The sequence below is a fragment of the Pseudomonas sp. P1.8 genome (assembly GCF_001269805.1).
Lineage (GTDB): Bacteria > Pseudomonadota > Gammaproteobacteria > Pseudomonadales > Pseudomonadaceae > Aquipseudomonas.
This window is the reverse complement of the sequence record NZ_LHVM01000018.1, coordinates 122,240-138,676: the sequence shown is the minus strand read 5'-3', so window position 1 is coordinate 138,676 and position 16,437 is coordinate 122,240. Positions and strand designations below refer to the sequence as shown.

Sequence of the window (16,437 nt, the reverse complement as noted above, 5' to 3'; positions counted from 1 at the left end):
GAGCAAGCTCCTGTCATCCGCTCGACTTGCATGTGTTAGGCCTGCCGCCAGCGTTCAATCTGAGCCATGATCAAACTCTTCAGTTCAAACATCTTTGGGTTTTGAGAAAACCCTAAACTTGGCTCAGCAATCGTTGGTTACATCTTTGATTTCTCGCGGAGTAACTTGTGATGCTGATAATCTGTTGACTAGCAGTCTGACTCCACAAGCACCCACACGAATTGCTTGATTCAGTTGTTAAAGAGCGGTTGGTTAAGATCTTTCGTCTCAACCGAGAAGCGCATCTTACAGCGTCTCTCATCAACTTGCAACCTTAAAAGTTTCTGATTTTTCAACAAAATCAACTACTTAAGCCAAGAGCAACTTCGAAGTGCTCGTTAGCGGGAGGCGAATAGTACAGTATTAAAATACGTGGTCAACCCCTACCGGGAAATTCTTTTACTGACGAAGAGTCTGAGTCGCCGCTATCAGCTTCCAGAGCCCTTATAAAAGTACGTACAGCAGAGAATCAGACCACGTCGCCACTCAACCACCCCCACTTAACCGTCATACCTTCGTGGAGGAAGCCTCCCTGGACAGCCTGGATTGGGTTCAATGGCCTGCAATGCTGGTAACAGTGCTCGCCGCGTGGATGATCGGGTCTCAACGTTCGAACAGGCGGATGGCAGGTTTCGTGTGCTTCATATTGAGCAACGTGCTTTGGGTCATCTGGGGTGCCCACGCAGACGCCTATGCCCTGATCGTTTTGCAGATCTGTCTGTGTCTTATGAACCTTCGCGGCGTTAAAAAGAACTTCGACGATCTATAAGGAAGCACTTTGCAAATCCAACATGATCGTCACGCCAATTACCCTTAACCCAAAGCGGTGTCGAGGAACATCATCACGCCAAAACCCAACATCAGGCCCAGGGTGGCAGGCGTTTCGTGACCATTGCGATGCGTCTCGGGAATGACTTCATGGGAGACCACAAAAATCATGGCACCGGCAGCAAGACCAAGTGCGATGGGGTAACCCAAGGCAAAGCTGCTGGAAATGCCGAGGCCTACGACGGCGCCAAACGGCTCCATCAGACCTGACCCGATTGCAATCAATGCTGCGCGCAGTGCCGAGATACCGGTCACTCTCAAAGCCAGCGCCACAGCCAGACCTTCGGGAATATCCTGTATAGCGATCGCGGTGGTCAATGGCAGGCCGACCTGCATGTCGCCCGTGGCGAAGCTGACACCTATCGCCATGCCTTCGGGGAAGTTATGCAGGGTAATTGCCAGAACGAACAGCCAGACCCGATTGATGCGCATGGCCTGCGGCCCGCGTCGGCCACTTTTCTCGTGCTCGTGTGGGACAAATCGATCGAGGCCGATCATCAAGCCAACTCCCAATGCCAATCCCAGCACCACGATGCCGGCGGCCAGCAAATGGTTACCGGTAAGTGACTGCGCCGCTTCGATGCCGGGCAGGATGAGCGAGAAAGAACTGGCAGCCAGCATCATTCCGGCGGCAAACCCAAGCATGATGTCTTGAGTGCGGGCCGCAATGTCGCGCAGGGCAATCGCCACGACTGCCCCCACTGCCGTCGCCGCAAAGCCGGACATTCCACCTAGAAAGGCAAAACGCAGATTGTCCCTGTTGGCACCGACGAAAGCCCCATATCCGCTGACCATCAGCAATACGGCCACACTCGCCAACAGCAACCAGAATGCCAGACCGCGCCAGCCCGAACGGGTTACCTGAATAAAGAAGGCACGCAAGGGCGCTGCCGATGACGGTTCCGACATGAAAGCTCCTGTTTGTTGCCGAGCGTTTCGATTGAAGATCCGGACCATTGCCATTGTTCGGTCCAGCGGTGGAGACACCGAACATGCCAAATCAACTGCTCAATGATAGTCCTCCCCGGCGACCGCACGCAGATACGCTTCATCACCCTCCCTGCGCAAATCTCGCCACTCAGTCCAGGACACGATTCCCAAACGATCCATTTCATCGGACTGACGGATGAGTTCGTCATGGTAGGCGTCAGGGCAGTCCATGCGCAGCTGTCTGTTTTCCAATGCGCGATGCCAGGCATCAAGTGCACGCAGCCGTATCTCTTGAGCCGGTGTCAGCAGATCTTTGAAGGCATTCATCGCACTGGCCCACCCGTGTTATTTCAGGGTGGATCAAACGTTTACGAAATTGGTTCACAACAGCTGACGAGGCGCCTGAAGAGGCCGGGCATTTATGCGGGCTTGAACCGGAACGATTAATGACTGAATTGGCACGGATGAGCACGCATGGAGATTCCGAGAGCCGCCATTGTCTCGTTTGAGTTGACAGTCAAACCCATTTCACCCGCTTTTTCCCCCTCGTGAAGATCCTTAATCTGGGCCCATGTTGAACAACGCCACTCACCCACCTCGAAAGGACTTCATCATGAGCAACGCCACCTACAACCGCTTGAACAAAGACGACGCAGTCGTGCTGTTGGTCGATCATCAGACCGGCCTGATTTCCCTGGTTCAGGACTTTTCACCCAACGAGTTCAAGAACAACGTGTTGGCGCTGGCGGACGTCGCCAAATTTTTCGAATTGCCGACCATCCTCACCACCAGTTTTGAACAAGGCCCTAACGGCCCTCTGGTCCCGGAACTTAAAGAGATGTTTCCAGAGGCGCCCTACATCGCCCGACCAGGCCAGATCAACGCATGGGATAACGAAGACTTCGTCAAGGCAATCAAGGCCACCGGGCGCAGGCAATTGATCATTGCCGGTGTCGTCACGGACGTCTGCGTCACGTTCCCGACCTTGTCGGCACTGGCTGAAGGATTCGCAGTGTTCGTGGTGACTGATTCGTCGGGCACCTTCAACACCACCGTGCAACAGGCGGCCTGGAACCGCATGACCCAGGCCGGCGCGCAAATGATGAACTGGTTCTCGGTGGCGTGTGAGCTACAGCGCGACTGGCGCAACGATATCGAAGGCCTGGGTAACCTGTTGTCCCAACGCATTCCAAACTATCGCAACCTCATGAACAGCTACTCGGCGTTGACTGCACGCCAGGCGTAAAGCGACTCTCGAGTGATGAAGTTTGATCGTGTTTAAGGGTTTTTGATTCGGATTATCCCGCCACTGCGGGCAGGATCCGCCCCGCATCGAAACCTGAATGACAAACTTCATCACAGAGAACAGAACACATGAGCATGTCGAATAGATGGATTGCGGGTATAGCCATGAGCTGCGTATTTCAGGTTGGCTGTGTTTCGAAAGTGGCACAGCCGGAACAGCTTTCGGGCTTCCTGCCCAATTACCAGGGCCTGGAAGAGCAAACCACACCGAGTGAACAAAAGGTGCTGCGCTGGGTTGCGCCAGGGTTTGATCCAAAGGCCTACTCCACCGTCGTGTTCAAGCAGGTAGAGCTGTATCCAGCACCGAAACCGACCCAGCGTGTCAACCTGCAGACTCTGGAAGACGTGCAAGCCATGGCCAGCGACAGTATCCGGAGCGCGTTCGCGCCCTCTTTCACTATCATCTCGGACACCCAGCAAGTACCGGCCGATTCGCGGACATTGATCTTGCAAGCGGCGATCACCCACGTCAGCGCCAACAACGAGGGCATGCACTGGTACGAGGCCGTACCGATCGCAGCAATCGTCGGGACGACACAAGCGGCCACAGGCCATCGTGATCAGACAGCGGAACTGTATATAGAAGCCGACTTGATTGATGCAAAAACCGGCATGCCGGTTGCCAAGGTGGTACGCAAGGTATTTGGTGAGACCGTGGACAATGCCAGCCAGCCCGTTGTCGCTAATGACTTCAAGGCTGCATTCAAAGGCATGACAAGTGACATGCAAGCCCTGCTGACCCAGCAATAACCACCGCGCGATACCCCATTGCACACGTTTGATCGCCTGCCATTCATAGCCTTGGGTTTGCATCGCGGATTTGACTGGCATGGGGTTTCAGTCGGCACTGACACTGCCTCTCCCTAAACAACCCGTTAGACAAATAACGATGTTTAACGAGAGTCCGACCTGATGAAAATACTGACGTTTACCTTTTCGGCCTTTTTGTTGCTCGCCAGCGCCAGTGCATTGGCGGTGACGGTGGTTCCACTCAAAGGCCAAACTTCCCAGACGATCCAGCAAGACACCAGCGCTTGCCAATCACAAGCCAACGCCCAGTTTCCGACACAAAATACAGTGCCCTCTGGTGGCCGAGCAAAAGGCGCTGCCACCGCCGCGGTCGCCGGGGCTACTGCGGCGCAAGTTCGTGGCCAGCAACATGACAACCTTTATGACCAGATTGACGACGACACCAAACAAGACTATCGGCAGAATCATGCGCGCAGCGCTGCGGCGGCCGGGGTCGTGATCGGCGGATCAAGGCAACGCCAGGAGCGCCGGCAAAACCTTGGTACAACCGAAGAGAACATCACCGCCAACAACTCCGTATACAGCAGCTGCCTGCAACAGCGTGGATACAACATTTTGCCTTGAGTCCCGTTCCTCCGGAACCTTTGGGCCGATTAACCCGCTTCTTTTCGATACACCATTAAAAAGACAAAAAAAACCCCACGTCCGCCATGAAAGGACGTGGGGCAAAGGTGTTGAAACGAGAGATGGAGATTGTTTTAACCACGACAAACAATCCTTGAATGTCGTTCGCGTCCGCAACCCCCGAAACCATTTAAAACGCTGCCGAACTTAACGCAAAGTTAATACGCATCAAAAATTGTTGCCGCTCAATCGGCCGATCTTAATTGTCGCTCTTGATCAATATTGCAAACATTAATCAGGGCTATCGGTGGCAACGAATACTGCTTGCGCAAATGCGAATCAGTTGAGCGAACCCACCATCCTAATGACCGTCGATACCCTGCCTCGCACTTTTCGGATAGCGCCGATTGAGTACAAAGAGCATCATTACTGGCTCCGATTGAAACCCGTGGATTTGCTCTTGCTTGATTCCAGTGAATTTTTTGATGGTCTGTTTCAGCATTCCAGAGTGACGCTCGCTGCGTCTATCGCGCTTGCCCGCCGATAGCCTTTCATTCCCCACAGCAAGTATCGCGTCAAATCCAGCCTGTCAAAACCGTCTCTATACTCAGCCAGAACCGACCGAACGGAGGACTCCCATGCGCTACGCCTTCAAGTTGAAAAATGGTGCCGTGGCCCTTTTCGACCCTGATACCGCTTTGCTTTCCATCACAACACCTCACGGAGAAATTCAAAACTCCACATTAGGTAGAGCAGAGTCGCGCCTGTTGGACCTGTTGCTAATGGAACCTGGCCAGACTAAAAGCCGAGAGGAGATCATCGACTACACCTGGAATGATCGCGTCGTCGCCTCCGGCAGTCTGAACCAGGCAGTTTTCTCCCTTAGAAACATTTTGAATGATAATCGTGATCACGAAATTCTGATGACGGTTCCGCGAAGAGGCTACTGCTTTAACCGGCAGTATGTCGTCGATGCACAAACCGATATACCGGCATCAACCGATGAAATAGCGACGCCTGCTCCACCCGCTATTGAAGAGCCTTTGCCAACCGTCACTAATGTAACGTTGGCGACTTCCGGGAAAATTACAAAGTCCGATTATATTAAAAAAGCCCAGTCAATCGGTTATATCTTGACGTTGGGCGTGTGTGCCTTCGCGGGTTTCCACTCTGGCTTCGATACACCGAAGATAGAAATCTCCAGTTTGCAACAGAACGAGTTGGTCATTCATGCAGTGGCTCACAGCGTCGCCGAGGCTGAATCACTCAGGGATGCGTCAGCTAAACAGGTCCAACAGTTCTCACCAAACCTCAAGGGCCAGGTGTGGCTGAACCGCTATAAATCAAATTACTCTGTTTCGTGCGTGCGCCCAGACCTGAGCACTGCAAACTTACAACTCAACAGCGACCAAAAAGACCTTGCCTTGATGATTCGCCAATGTCTGGAAGCAACAATATGAAGCCAACGATACCATCCTGGGTCCACTGGATCGTTCTTGGAATCATCAACGCTGTCTGTATTTTCTCTCTGATCTATTCGCCGTCTTACTACATGGAAAATACCAGCTATCAAACCATCACCCGGCAATGGCTTGAAGATAACAACCAGCTTAATACTGAAGAGTATCTGACCATTGGCCATGGTCGACTGACACAAACCACGCTGGAAAGCCTGAACGGAAAAATTCGCAACGCTACTATTTCGGCGGATGTTGTTCGAGAGAGCAATCATCATGTCCAGATAAAAATCAGCAGCGTCAAGCTAAGTCAGGACACCGAACTGTTTGCCATTGAGAAGACCCCCGACCTCTTCTTCAGACGCCAGTATGTCCTCCAGGAAGGCGCCGTTCTGAACTACGAATTAATTCCTACCACCAACAAAAGTGCGGTCTGTTTTTACGTGCATGAACTGGGTCGTTTGCGCTGCATGAATCACTAAGCTTCTGCTGGCAAAAGGACCTGCCAGACCTTGCCGCTTCTGCGGATTCAAGCAAAAAAATAAACATTATTGACTTGAATCAGACATTCCCCTGCGTCAAAGTCCCTCCTTTTTTCTTGGGCCCGTACGTGCATGCACCCACCGCACACCGCGGTTCCATACGCCTGAAATCAAACTGAATGACACCCGACAGCGCTGTCGGCAGCATCGGAAATATGAGTTTTTGACTTTGATAAGCAAGTTCGCAGCGAGAGTATCCACTGGCCAGGCCGTGGTGATCAGGCGGCTGACATTATGCTTTGTCCAAAAAATCATTAACAAGGAAGCACGTCAATGCTGCTGAAAAACCTCGCTACCGCTTCGCTCGGTGTCTTGCTCTCTCTAAAGGCCATGGCCAATGACAAAGAGATTTACAGCACAGACATGACTCGTATTGAAAGCAACGAAAGTACGCTGAGTGAAGAAGAGGCCAGTTACAAGATTTGTTCAGACTATCGTGTGAGTAATTTTTTTGCCTTTGACGCATCGGCCATTGGCTCGGCCGCTCAACAAACGGCTATCTTTGGTTCAAAAATTGCGCCGCAAAAACTGCAAAGCCTGTTGGACTTGCCTTTGAACGATACGTACGTTTTTTCAGCGGCGTTAGAGCTTGTACCGGAATCAGCGACGATATCCGAACCTACGACAACAGCGTCGATTTGATCGCCAGCACCGAGGTCAAGTCAGGTACCTCTACTTAGAACTATCCATTTAGCTGAAGAGCCAAACTCCATGTGTAGCACAATCCCTGATGAAGTCTTTCATGTAACGTCTACTCCTGCGGGCATTCCCAACCGGACCATTGGCCGGTGGGAAATGAGCCTCACGCCGTCGGAGTATGAAGCCAGCATTCGACAGCATAAGGTCATTGATGGTCCCAGACTCCAATGCAGTCGACTGGAGTTTGATTCCGCTGTCACTATGATCAGCGCGGTTCCTCATGGTTTTGTCACGGTGGCCATTTCTCAGTCTTCCGTGGGAAGACCGACTGTCAATGGTCACAAGTTGCGGCCTAACGAAATCATTGTGCTCAATAGCGATGAGCCCGTGCATTACCTGTGCGAGCCGAATGAGACGCTCTTTACGCTGACCACAACCGAAGAACATTATCAGCAGTGTCTCGAAAAACACGCCGGTATCGATGTGCTTGCAGAGCGAAAAGAGCACCGCTTCCAGGTCGCTAATTTCAAATTGATGCAAGCGGCGATTGAGGCGATCAACGCTCATTTTATCGACGTCAATAACCCGGATTTACATCAGCGCACCGCCCCGCAAATTTCAGCCATTGAAAATGCGCTGCTGACTTCACTGCTACGGGCACTGACACCAGCAGGTCGCTGCGCGCTCAGAACACCGACACGCAGAAAAGTCGCGATAGAAGCCATTGAGTACATTCATCAAAACACCAAAAAGGCGCTTTGCATGAAAGCGCTGGTCAGGCAGCTGCAAACCACCACTCGCACCTTGCATCATGGCTTTGTTGAAACATTCGGCATCTCACCGATTGCTTACGTGAGAAACCTGAGACTCGCCAATGTCCGACGCGACTTGATCCGCAATACATGGCCTACCGTGACCGAGACGGCGATGTATTGGAACTTTCACCATCTCAGTCGTTTCTCCAAGGCGTATCAGGATGCCTACGGGGAAATTCCCTCGGAAACAGCCAGACGTAACGCCGCCAGGCTGCAAGCGTCCAACCGCTGACAACAACAGATGGCGAGTGGACGTAATGTCGAGTCTAAAAATAACAATCAATAACTTTCATCCGCCAACCTGCATTGCCAACATTGCTTATTTCTAAGTCAAGGAGATAGGCATGCGCTATCGGCTCAACTCACTTCCGCTCAAACAGAAAGTCATCTTTTGCCTGGCTGCTTATTTGTGTGGTGTCGCGTTAGCCTGGTTTATGGACGGTTTATAGCGCGCCCCCTCACCTCTTCGGGCCGAATCTCCTTTTTGGAATTTTTATGATCGCTGCGTCTATAGCCTTGCTTAAAAGACACACGTTCGCTTTATGCGCAACGGCTGCGGTGGGTTTGGCTGCATGGTTTTTTGCCGCAGGCAACTCCCTTCCTCTAAGTGATTTCAAAGGGCTCAGGTGGAAGTTAATCATTGGCCTGGCTTTCATGGCGGCAGCCCTGCTGTACGTCGCCTGGCAGACCCAGAGGTATTGCACCTCAACCGTCGTTCAACTTCGCAAGGCCATAAGGGCGAACAAGCTGCATGTTCATTACCAGCCTATTGTCAATTTGACCACCGGGGATCTGGTCGGAGCCGAGTCGCTGTCTCGCTGGAACGCCAACGGAATCGCCATCCCGCCGGACGTGTTCATCACAGCGGCAGAGGGATCCGACTTGATTTGTGAGCTGACGCGCTCGGTCATACGCCAGGTGGCGGAGGATTACAGCACCTATCTTTGGGCGTGCAAGGATTTCTACATCACCATCAATCTTTCCGCGCAAGACGTTCTCGATCAAACCTTTCCCGATTTCGTCGCCAGCATTCTGACTGCCTACAACATACCGGCTTTATCCATCGTCTTTGAAGTCACCGAAAGAGCGTTGATAGAGCCAAACCACGCAGCTGCTCAACTGCACAAACTGAGAGCGTGCGGGCATCGTATTGCCCTGGATGACTTTGGCACTGGCTACTCGAGCCTTTCGCTCATCGAATCATTGCCTTTCGACATAATGAAAATAGATCGTTCATTCATCGAGCAAGACAAGATCGCTGCCAAGGACGCCCTGTGGCGACACATTGCCAACATCGCCAGGGCTCTAAAGATCAAGGTGGTCGCAGAAGGTGTAGAGACTCAGCAGCAACTACCGCACCTGGCATCGGAAGGCGTGGTGTTGGCACAAGGTTGGCTGTTTTCCAGAGCACTCCCCGTTCAGGCATTGGCAAGACGCTATTTTCAATGTCCCATGACCCTTAAAGCTCAGGCGGATTAAAGCGACTCAAAAATACCAATCAATGACTTCTATCAGGCTTTGTGATCGCTCAGATTCTCTGCAAACACCTCACAATCGACAACCTGTAGAAGGACTACACCTCCCATGCTATTTCGAAACCTCGGCTTCGCTACCCTGCTTTCGTTGATGTCTTTTCAGGCACTCGCTGACGATAAAGGTTTGTATGTCGGCGCCGGCGTCACCAGCATCGAGACCGACAAATCCCACTTGAGCGATGACGACACCAGCTACAAGGTTTTTGCGGGTTATCGTGTAAACGGCTATCTGGCCTTCGAAGGCGCCTACGTCGATCTCGGCCAGTTCGAGGACAAGGATCTCGATTTCGATGGCAAATCTGTGCAGGCTGCCGCCCACCTCGGCTTTCCGCTGGGTGATCGTGTCCGACTGTTCGCCAGTGTCGGTGGGCATGCCTGGGATGCCGATGGCAATGCCGCCGATGATGACACTGGTGTGGACCTGACCTACGGTGCCGGTGTTGAGTTTGATGTGTTTCGCAACATCGGTATTCGCGCGGAATATGAAGTACTGGAAGTCGGTGACATCGACCTGAACCAGACAACGGCCTCGGCCTATATGTTGTTCTGACGTTCGCTTGAGCAGGGCGACCCTGAAGGTCGCTCTGCTGCGCTCATGCTCAACTGTTCCTCAACGCCCCCTCGAACGCGGGTGTCAGCCCCGACAACTCCAGCTTGCGCACAAAATCCCCCAGACGCTGTTGTTTATAGGCGTCAACGTCCATGTCGCGGTAATCGTAGAAGCCCTGTCCATCGCGCAAGCCATTGCGCCCGTTTTGCATATTGTCAGCGATGACCTGCGGTGATTCAAAACGCGGTGACAGCGCGCCACTGAGGTAGCGCGAGGCGTAGTACAGAATGTCCCCGCCGCCCCAGTCGATAAACTCAAGCAGGCCCAGCACCGAGAAACGCAGCCCGAAGCCGACACGCACCGCGGTGTCGATGTCTTCTGCGCTGGCGACGCCCTCTTCCACCATCCGTGCGGCCTCGTTCATGACCAATGCCTGAATGCGCGGCACGATGTAGCCGGCCACCGGATTGCACACCACCGGCACCTTGCCGATTCGCTTGAGCAATTGCAGTAGCCGCTCGACCACCTGCGGACACGTCGTCTGGCTGCGGCTGACTTCCACCAGCGGCATCAGATACGCGGGATTGAGCCAGTGCGCGTTCACGAAGCGCTGCGGTTCACTGACCATTTCGCTCAACTCGGTGACGAGAAACGTCGACGTCGTCGAGGCGATGATGGCCGACGCCGGCACATGCTCGCTGACCCAGGCGAAGGTCTCCTGCTTGACCGCGATCACTTCCGGCACCGCTTCGAACACCAGGTCGCACTGGGATAATGTCACCGCCGCCTGGGATTTCGATTGCACCGTCAGCCGCGATAAAGCGACGTCCGCCTGATCCGACTCGAGCACACCGAGGCGCACCAGCATCTGCAATTCGCTACGGACATTGTTGCGCACGCGTTCGAAGTAACCGCGCCGCTCATCCTCGGCGCGATCCTTGATGTCGATCAGGTTGACCGGCAAACCGGCATGGATGAACGCCAGAGCAATACCCTCGCCCATTCGGCCGGCACCGACCACGCTGACATGCGGCAGCGCGGCGTTCATCAGTTGTAGCCCTGGGTCAAAAGTTCGGTCATCTGCGCCCGGCTCAGTTTGGCCAACCCCAGATTTTCCAGCGTGCGACCTTCGGCGTAGAGATCACGATCGGCAACGACCGAAGCGATGCTCAGCAGCCCCTGCGCCACGGGCGTCGGCACACCGGCCCAACGACCGACGGACACCAGGAAGGACAGGCCCAAACGGGTGTCTTCGAGCATGTAGCGATGTTTTTGCAGGTCGATGTCTTCGCGCCAATCGCCGCTGTCGGTCAGCTTGCCGTGGGCACCGCGACCGTACATCCACTCATCGCCTTCGCTGGTGTTGTAGTGGTCAGCCAGAGGGAAGTGCGGCGCGCCGTAGGTCAGTGCTTCGCGCACGGCCATGCGCTCGGCATCGAGCTGATTGGTCACGCGGCGGATCGACGGCTGGGTGCCTTCGTTGTGAATGTCCCAGGCCTCGAAATGCTCAAGGGGACCTGCGTTCATCATGATCAGCGGCGGATGAATGATCGGGCCTGCGTTCATCAACGCACCGCTCAGGGCGTCTTCAATCGGCTCGACGCTCGGGTAGGCCTCACGCAACACTGCGAAGGCATGCTCGGAGAGGTTGCTTGGGAATACGCCGGTCGGCAGGCGGGTGGCGTAGCCGCTGATCACCAGATCGCTGGCACCGTGCTTGCGCACCAGGTATGGCAGCGTGCCGGTCTCGGCAAAGGCCACCTTGCTCTGGTTGCCCGCATCGGCCATGGCCTTGGCGAATACGTAGCTGCCAAAAGTGCCCGGTGGCAGGAACACCACCTGACCGTCGTGCAGGTGCGGCGCGACGTGTTTGGCGAGGTCTTCGTGGGAGGTCGACGGCAGCGGGATAATCACCAGTTGCGCGCCGGCCAAAGCTTCGGCCAGGTCGTCGGTGAACGACAGCTTGTCGCCCGGCTGGCCGACGGACAACTGGCGAGTGCCTTTATAGTCCTTGATAGTCAGTTTGCCGATGGCCAGCAGCTCCTTGAGCGCGGCGGAGTCTCGGCGCCACAGGCGGGTCTGGTGCCCTTTTTCAGCCATTTCGACAGCAGCGGCGTAACAGCCGTGACCACCACCCAGCACGGTAATATTCATTCAGATACTCCTTTTTGTTAGAGACTCGATCCTATCGAGCCGCACCGCCACAGACTTATCCGATTGCGCAGCCGAATGACGGATTGCGCAGAAGTCTCAATGCTTCTGCCGCCGCAGGGTGTCCGACGGCAGACAACCATAGCGTTGCCGGTAGGCGCTGGAAAAATGCCCGAAGCTGTTGATGCCGTGACGCAGCAGGATATCGGTGACCGTTTCACCGGCCCTGGCCTGCTTGAGCGACTCGTGGATCACCGCCAGGCGGCGGTCGCGAATGTATTCGACCGGTGCCTGCTGGAGGAACTGGTTGAAGCCGTTCTGCAAGGTACGCACCGAAACGCCACACAGTTCGCTCAAGGTTGCCAGGCTGATTGGTTCGTCGAGGTGTTCCTCGATGTAGTCGCGGGCCTTTTTCACGTGGTGCGGCAGCGGCGCGCGCGAGTCGACCAGTAGATCCGCCGAGTAATTGTGCGGCAATTGTGTGAGCAGGAGCTGCATCAAATATTCGGACAGGCCGCTGGCGAGGCGCGACCCGTCGACGCCGCTGCCGTACAGCCGGCAGATGTAATCGAGGGTGTGATAGAGGCTGACAACACCGGCACCGAGATGATCGACACTGACATCAAAGATCACCGACTGCCGCAGGCTGCGGCCGAGCAGGCGTTGCAGCTGCGTCTCCAGGGCATCACGGTCGACGCGCAGGATCAGGTTACGGCACTCGCCATCGGTGATGATGCGACTTTGCGCGAACGGCGAGGAAACGCTCAGGTAGCCCGACTGCATCGCGGCGCTGCGTCGCCCATGGGCCACCTCGCAATGCCCCTGCAAAGTAATGCGAAACAGGTATTGATCAGCGATATCGCCGATGGTGATCTCCACCGGCGCGCCATAACGCAAGTCGAGCAGTGCTGAATCGCCGAAAAACACACCGTTGAGCCGGGTGTAAATGGGCTCGTCCTGCAGCACGTTGAAACTGTGCGGGCACAGATAATGGCTGACCTTGTCCTTGATCTCACGGTAATCGGTCGAGCTGAGCAGACTGTGGCGTTCCAGCAGGTGTACGTCATTCAACATCAAGGATTCTCCTGATCTGGAGCGTGTCGGCCCCGCTCCCTTTGACAGGAGCGAGGCCGATGTGCCGATCATGGACTATGACCAATCAAGCCCGGTTCGGATACTCCCGGGCATAGCTTTCACGAAAACGACTGCAACCGCGCCACAGTAACAGCACTGTCAACACCGACGCGCCAGCGATCACCAGCGACATCGACGAGCCGACTGCCGCGGGCGAGCCGAAATAGCGGTCGGTCAACAGCGCCACCAACGTAGTGCCCAGGCCCAAGCCCAACAGATTGCTGATCAGCAGGAACACGGCCGAAACCTGCGCGCGCACCTGGTTCGGCGCGAGGATCTGCATCGCCGCCGTGGACGCCGGCATCGGGAACGAAGCGAAGAACATCGCTGGCACCAACAGGGTCACCGACAGCCATAGTTGATCAACTTGAGAAAACAGCACGGCCGGCACCGCCATGCCGAGGGCACCGATGACGCCAGTGCGCATGGCAGCGTCCTGATGACCTTTCTTGGCCAGGTAGTCGGTGAGCCATCCACCGAACAGCACCCCGGCGGTGTTCGCCACCAACAGCACAGTGCCGAGCATGTAGCCCGCCTCCATTGGCGACAGGCCGAACTTGCGGATGTACAGCGCCGGGCTCCAGCTCATCAAGCAGAACAGGGCCATGGCGTAGAACGAAAAGCCCAGGTAATGACAGGTGAAGGTGGCACGGTGGCGACCGAGGAAGCGCAAGCCATCGCTCATCGCGACCTTCTTGGCCCGACCCTGCGCATCCACCTGCAGGCCCTTGCGCGCCGGGTCGCGCACGGTGAGCCAGATCAACAGGCCGACCAGCATACCGGGCAGACCCACAATGAAGAACGCCAGTTGCCAGGCCTTCATCGCGCCGAGAAAGGCGACCTCGATGGTATTCATGTCCTTGAGCATCGCGATCACATAGCCGCCGACCAGAAAGGCCAGACCACCGCCGACGAACGAGCCGATCGAGTAGATGCCCACTGCGCGTCCGAGTTTCTCCTTGGGGAACATGTCGCTGAACATCGAGTAGGCAGAGGGCGACAAGGCCGCTTCACCGACACCGACGCCGATGCGTGCGAGGAACATGTGCAGGAAACTCTTGCTCAGGCCGCAAGCGGCTGTCGCCAGGCTCCAGAAAACAACGCCCACGGCGATGATCTTCGGCCGGGAAAAACGGTCGGCCAGATAGGCGATGGGCATGCCCATGAAGGCGTAGAACAATGAAAACGCCAGCCCGTGCAGCAAGCTGAACTGAGTGTCGCTGATCTGCAGGTCGGCCTTGATCGGCTCGATCATCAGCGCCAGGATCTGCCGATCCACAAATGAAAAGATGTAGGCGACCATGCACAGGCCGACCACGTACCACTCGTAAATGTAGGTTTTCTTCTTCTGCCGTTGCAGGACCGCGTTATCGACCTGGATATTCACTAGTGTTTGCTCCTCTTGGAATCCGCTCATGCGCGCAGCGCGTCGAGTGACGGTGCACAGCACACCGACTGGGAAGTTGCGGGGCAGATGTAAAGGACAATGGGTTCGAACATGGTCAGGCCTCTTATTGTTATGGGGTCAATCCCTGGGTGGACCGGGCTTACCAGAACTTCCAGGTGTAAGTCGTGGCGACACGGAATTCGTTGTAGTCGTAGCCGTACTTCTGTTTTACGTCGATGTTGCGCACGTCCAGGCCAAGGCCCTGCAACGCCCCGCTCTGCACCACGTAGCTGAGCCCCAGAAAGCGTTCGCTTTCCTCGTTGTCGCTCAGGTTGCCGCCACGGTCCCAGTTGGTGCCCTTGATATAGCGGGTGTAGAACTTCAGCCCCGGCACGCCCATCCCGGCAAAGTCGTAGCTGTAGCGTGCGCCCCAGGACTTTTCTTCCGGGCGAACAAAGCCCAGGGACGACCAATGCACCAGGTATGGCTGCGGGATATAACCGTTCATCGTCGGGAACACGCTGTCACCGAGCATGCGCTGGTAACTGAGGCCAAACATGTGAGCGCTTTTGAGCAAGGTGAACAAGGCGCCGTAGGAACGGTTGTCGATCTCACCGTTCAAGGCATTGCCATCTTCATTGTTATTGAAGTAACGCAAGTCGGTTTTAAGTTTGTAGCCATTGCCCAAATCAGCCATGTGCATCAGGCCGAAATAGTGCTGCTGATAAATATCGTGCAACACGCCATAAAAGTAACTGGCTTGCAGGTTTTTGGTGATGTCGTAAGTTGCACCGCCAAAGTCCAGACCGTCACTGTCGAGATTATCGGTGGAACCAAACTTGTACAGCTTCTCGTGGTTGGAAGATTCCCGTGTCGCGGCAGACCAGAAACGGCCACCGGTCATGGTCAACCCGTCGACTTCCTTGGACTCGACCACGGCCCCTTGATAGATGGTATCCAATTGCCGACTGGGGTCATCGGAGGCCACCGGCAGTTGTGGGCGAAGGTCACCAACTTTCAATTCGGTCTTGCTGTAGCGCATTTTGAAGGTGGCCCCGGCGCGGCTGTAGTCATCGGCCGTCTGCTGGTCGCGGACGCTGTACGGCAGCGAACCGTCGTTGCCCGACGAATCCAGGCGCACGGCGTATTGCGCATCCACATCCAGGCCGATGGCCAGGGCTGTGTCGGTATAACCGGAGGTAAATTGCGCATCGAAACCCTGCGACCAACTATGCACTTCAGAAACCGGCGCATTGGTATTGGTGTAGTTACGGTGCAAGTAGAAGTTACGCGTATCCACTTTGAAGTGACTGTCGTCAATAACATCAGCCTGAGCTGCCAAGGGCGAACAGATCATCCCCAACACGCTGGCAATACCGAGCCCACGGCAAGATTTCTTTACCTGATACATCTAACATCTCCACATCTGTATGTGCTTGGGCACTGTTTTTATAGGAGCAGAATTAAATCAAAGACAAACTCGCCGGCAGCCGAACACCGAACCCTCTAGCGCCCAAAGGCGGATGAGATGAGGGATCGGAAGGACCATGGGTTCGCACATTGTCGGATCTCTTGTTTTTATGGGGTAAACGCCAGGAGGGCTCAACGGAACAGCCCGCTACGACGACACGCCTCTTGGTACGCAAGGTAAGTCAGTAGGCGCTGCGCCGGTATCAAGACGAACAGCATCCGTTGGAGGGAAATCTCCCATCCGGCTAAAGGTTTCCCGTACAGAGGGAGGCGGCCAACCT

17 protein-coding genes and 1 rRNA gene are annotated in these 16,437 nt (G+C 55.1%); 10 read left to right on the top strand and 8 right to left on the bottom strand.

Annotated features, from left to right (window positions below):
• Positions 1-86: ribosomal RNA gene (locus AD668_RS20595) — 16S ribosomal RNA — on the bottom strand; the annotation flags it as partial.
• Between the two features lie 485 nt (positions 87-571).
• On the opposite strand from AD668_RS20595, the gene AD668_RS30070 reads away from it, so the two are divergent.
• Positions 572-808 carry a hypothetical protein gene (locus AD668_RS30070; RefSeq protein ID WP_053161664.1) on the top strand — a complete coding sequence of 79 codons (237 nt, stop codon included), beginning with the start codon at positions 572-574 and terminating at the stop codon, positions 806-808.
• A 44-nt stretch (positions 809-852) separates the two neighbouring features.
• Here the strand turns inward: AD668_RS30070 and AD668_RS20585 are convergent, their stop codons facing one another.
• Positions 853-1,776, bottom strand: coding sequence for a ZIP family metal transporter (locus AD668_RS20585; RefSeq protein WP_053161654.1), 924 nt, complete (start codon positions 1,774-1,776; stop codon positions 853-855).
• A gap of 99 nt (positions 1,777-1,875) precedes the next feature.
• The gene (locus tag AD668_RS20580) at positions 1,876-2,124 is read right to left on the bottom strand and encodes a hypothetical protein (RefSeq protein ID WP_053161652.1); all 249 of its coding nucleotides are present in this window, start codon (positions 2,122-2,124) and stop codon (positions 1,876-1,878) included.
• A gap of 286 nt (positions 2,125-2,410) precedes the next feature.
• On the opposite strand from AD668_RS20580, the gene ycaC reads away from it, so the two are divergent.
• From ycaC to AD668_RS20535, 9 genes are all read left to right on the top strand, one after another.
• Complete coding sequence (gene ycaC, locus AD668_RS20575) at positions 2,411-3,043, top strand: isochorismate family cysteine hydrolase YcaC (RefSeq protein ID WP_053161650.1); 633 nt, start codon at positions 2,411-2,413, stop codon at positions 3,041-3,043.
• A gap of 128 nt (positions 3,044-3,171) precedes the next feature.
• On the top strand, positions 3,172-3,852 hold the full coding sequence (locus tag AD668_RS20570) for a DUF3313 domain-containing protein (RefSeq protein ID WP_053161648.1): 681 nt from the start codon (positions 3,172-3,174) through the stop codon (positions 3,850-3,852).
• Positions 3,853-4,014: 162 nt separating this feature from the next.
• On the top strand, positions 4,015-4,476 hold the full coding sequence (locus AD668_RS20565; protein WP_053161646.1) for a hypothetical protein: 462 nt from the start codon (positions 4,015-4,017) through the stop codon (positions 4,474-4,476).
• Positions 4,477-5,114: 638 nt separating this feature from the next.
• Positions 5,115-5,936 carry a winged helix-turn-helix domain-containing protein gene (locus AD668_RS20560; RefSeq protein ID WP_053161645.1) on the top strand — a complete coding sequence of 274 codons (822 nt, stop codon included), beginning with the start codon at positions 5,115-5,117 and terminating at the stop codon, positions 5,934-5,936.
• A complete protein-coding gene (locus AD668_RS20555; RefSeq protein WP_053161643.1) occupies positions 5,933-6,415 on the top strand; it encodes a hypothetical protein in 483 nt (160 codons plus the stop codon). Before AD668_RS20560 ends, AD668_RS20555 begins: the two co-directional genes overlap by 4 nt.
• Before the next feature lie 333 nt (positions 6,416-6,748).
• On the top strand, positions 6,749-7,117 hold the full coding sequence (locus AD668_RS20550; protein ID WP_053161641.1) for a hypothetical protein: 369 nt from the start codon (positions 6,749-6,751) through the stop codon (positions 7,115-7,117).
• A 69-nt stretch (positions 7,118-7,186) separates the two neighbouring features.
• Complete coding sequence (locus tag AD668_RS20545) at positions 7,187-8,161, top strand: helix-turn-helix domain-containing protein (RefSeq protein ID WP_053161638.1); 975 nt, start codon at positions 7,187-7,189, stop codon at positions 8,159-8,161.
• A 263-nt stretch (positions 8,162-8,424) separates the two neighbouring features.
• A complete protein-coding gene (locus AD668_RS20540) occupies positions 8,425-9,408 on the top strand; it encodes an EAL domain-containing protein (protein ID WP_082344537.1) in 984 nt (327 codons plus the stop codon).
• A gap of 105 nt (positions 9,409-9,513) precedes the next feature.
• A complete protein-coding gene (locus tag AD668_RS20535; protein ID WP_053161636.1) occupies positions 9,514-10,014 on the top strand; it encodes an outer membrane beta-barrel protein in 501 nt (166 codons plus the stop codon).
• Positions 10,015-10,063: 49 nt separating this feature from the next.
• Here the strand turns inward: AD668_RS20535 and AD668_RS20530 are convergent, their stop codons facing one another.
• The 5 genes from AD668_RS20530 to AD668_RS20510 form a co-directional block, all read right to left on the bottom strand.
• Complete coding sequence (locus AD668_RS20530; RefSeq protein ID WP_053161634.1) at positions 10,064-11,062, bottom strand: 3-hydroxybutyryl-CoA dehydrogenase; 999 nt, start codon at positions 11,060-11,062, stop codon at positions 10,064-10,066.
• A complete protein-coding gene (locus AD668_RS20525; protein ID WP_053161632.1) occupies positions 11,062-12,168 on the bottom strand; it encodes an NAD/NADP-dependent octopine/nopaline dehydrogenase family protein in 1,107 nt (368 codons plus the stop codon). The genes AD668_RS20530 and AD668_RS20525 overlap by 1 nt, the downstream gene beginning before the upstream one ends.
• Before the next feature lie 96 nt (positions 12,169-12,264).
• Positions 12,265-13,239: an AraC family transcriptional regulator gene (locus AD668_RS20520; RefSeq protein ID WP_053161630.1), complete on the bottom strand. Its 975-nt coding sequence runs from the start codon at positions 13,237-13,239 to the stop codon at positions 12,265-12,267.
• 85 nt (positions 13,240-13,324) lie between these two features.
• Complete coding sequence (locus tag AD668_RS20515; protein ID WP_053161628.1) at positions 13,325-14,686, bottom strand: MFS transporter; 1,362 nt, start codon at positions 14,684-14,686, stop codon at positions 13,325-13,327.
• Positions 14,687-14,846: 160 nt separating this feature from the next.
• Positions 14,847-16,097, bottom strand: a complete 1,251-nt coding sequence (locus tag AD668_RS20510; RefSeq protein ID WP_053161625.1) for an OprD family outer membrane porin — start codon at positions 16,095-16,097, stop codon at positions 14,847-14,849.
• Positions 16,098-16,437: the final 340 nt, after the last annotated feature.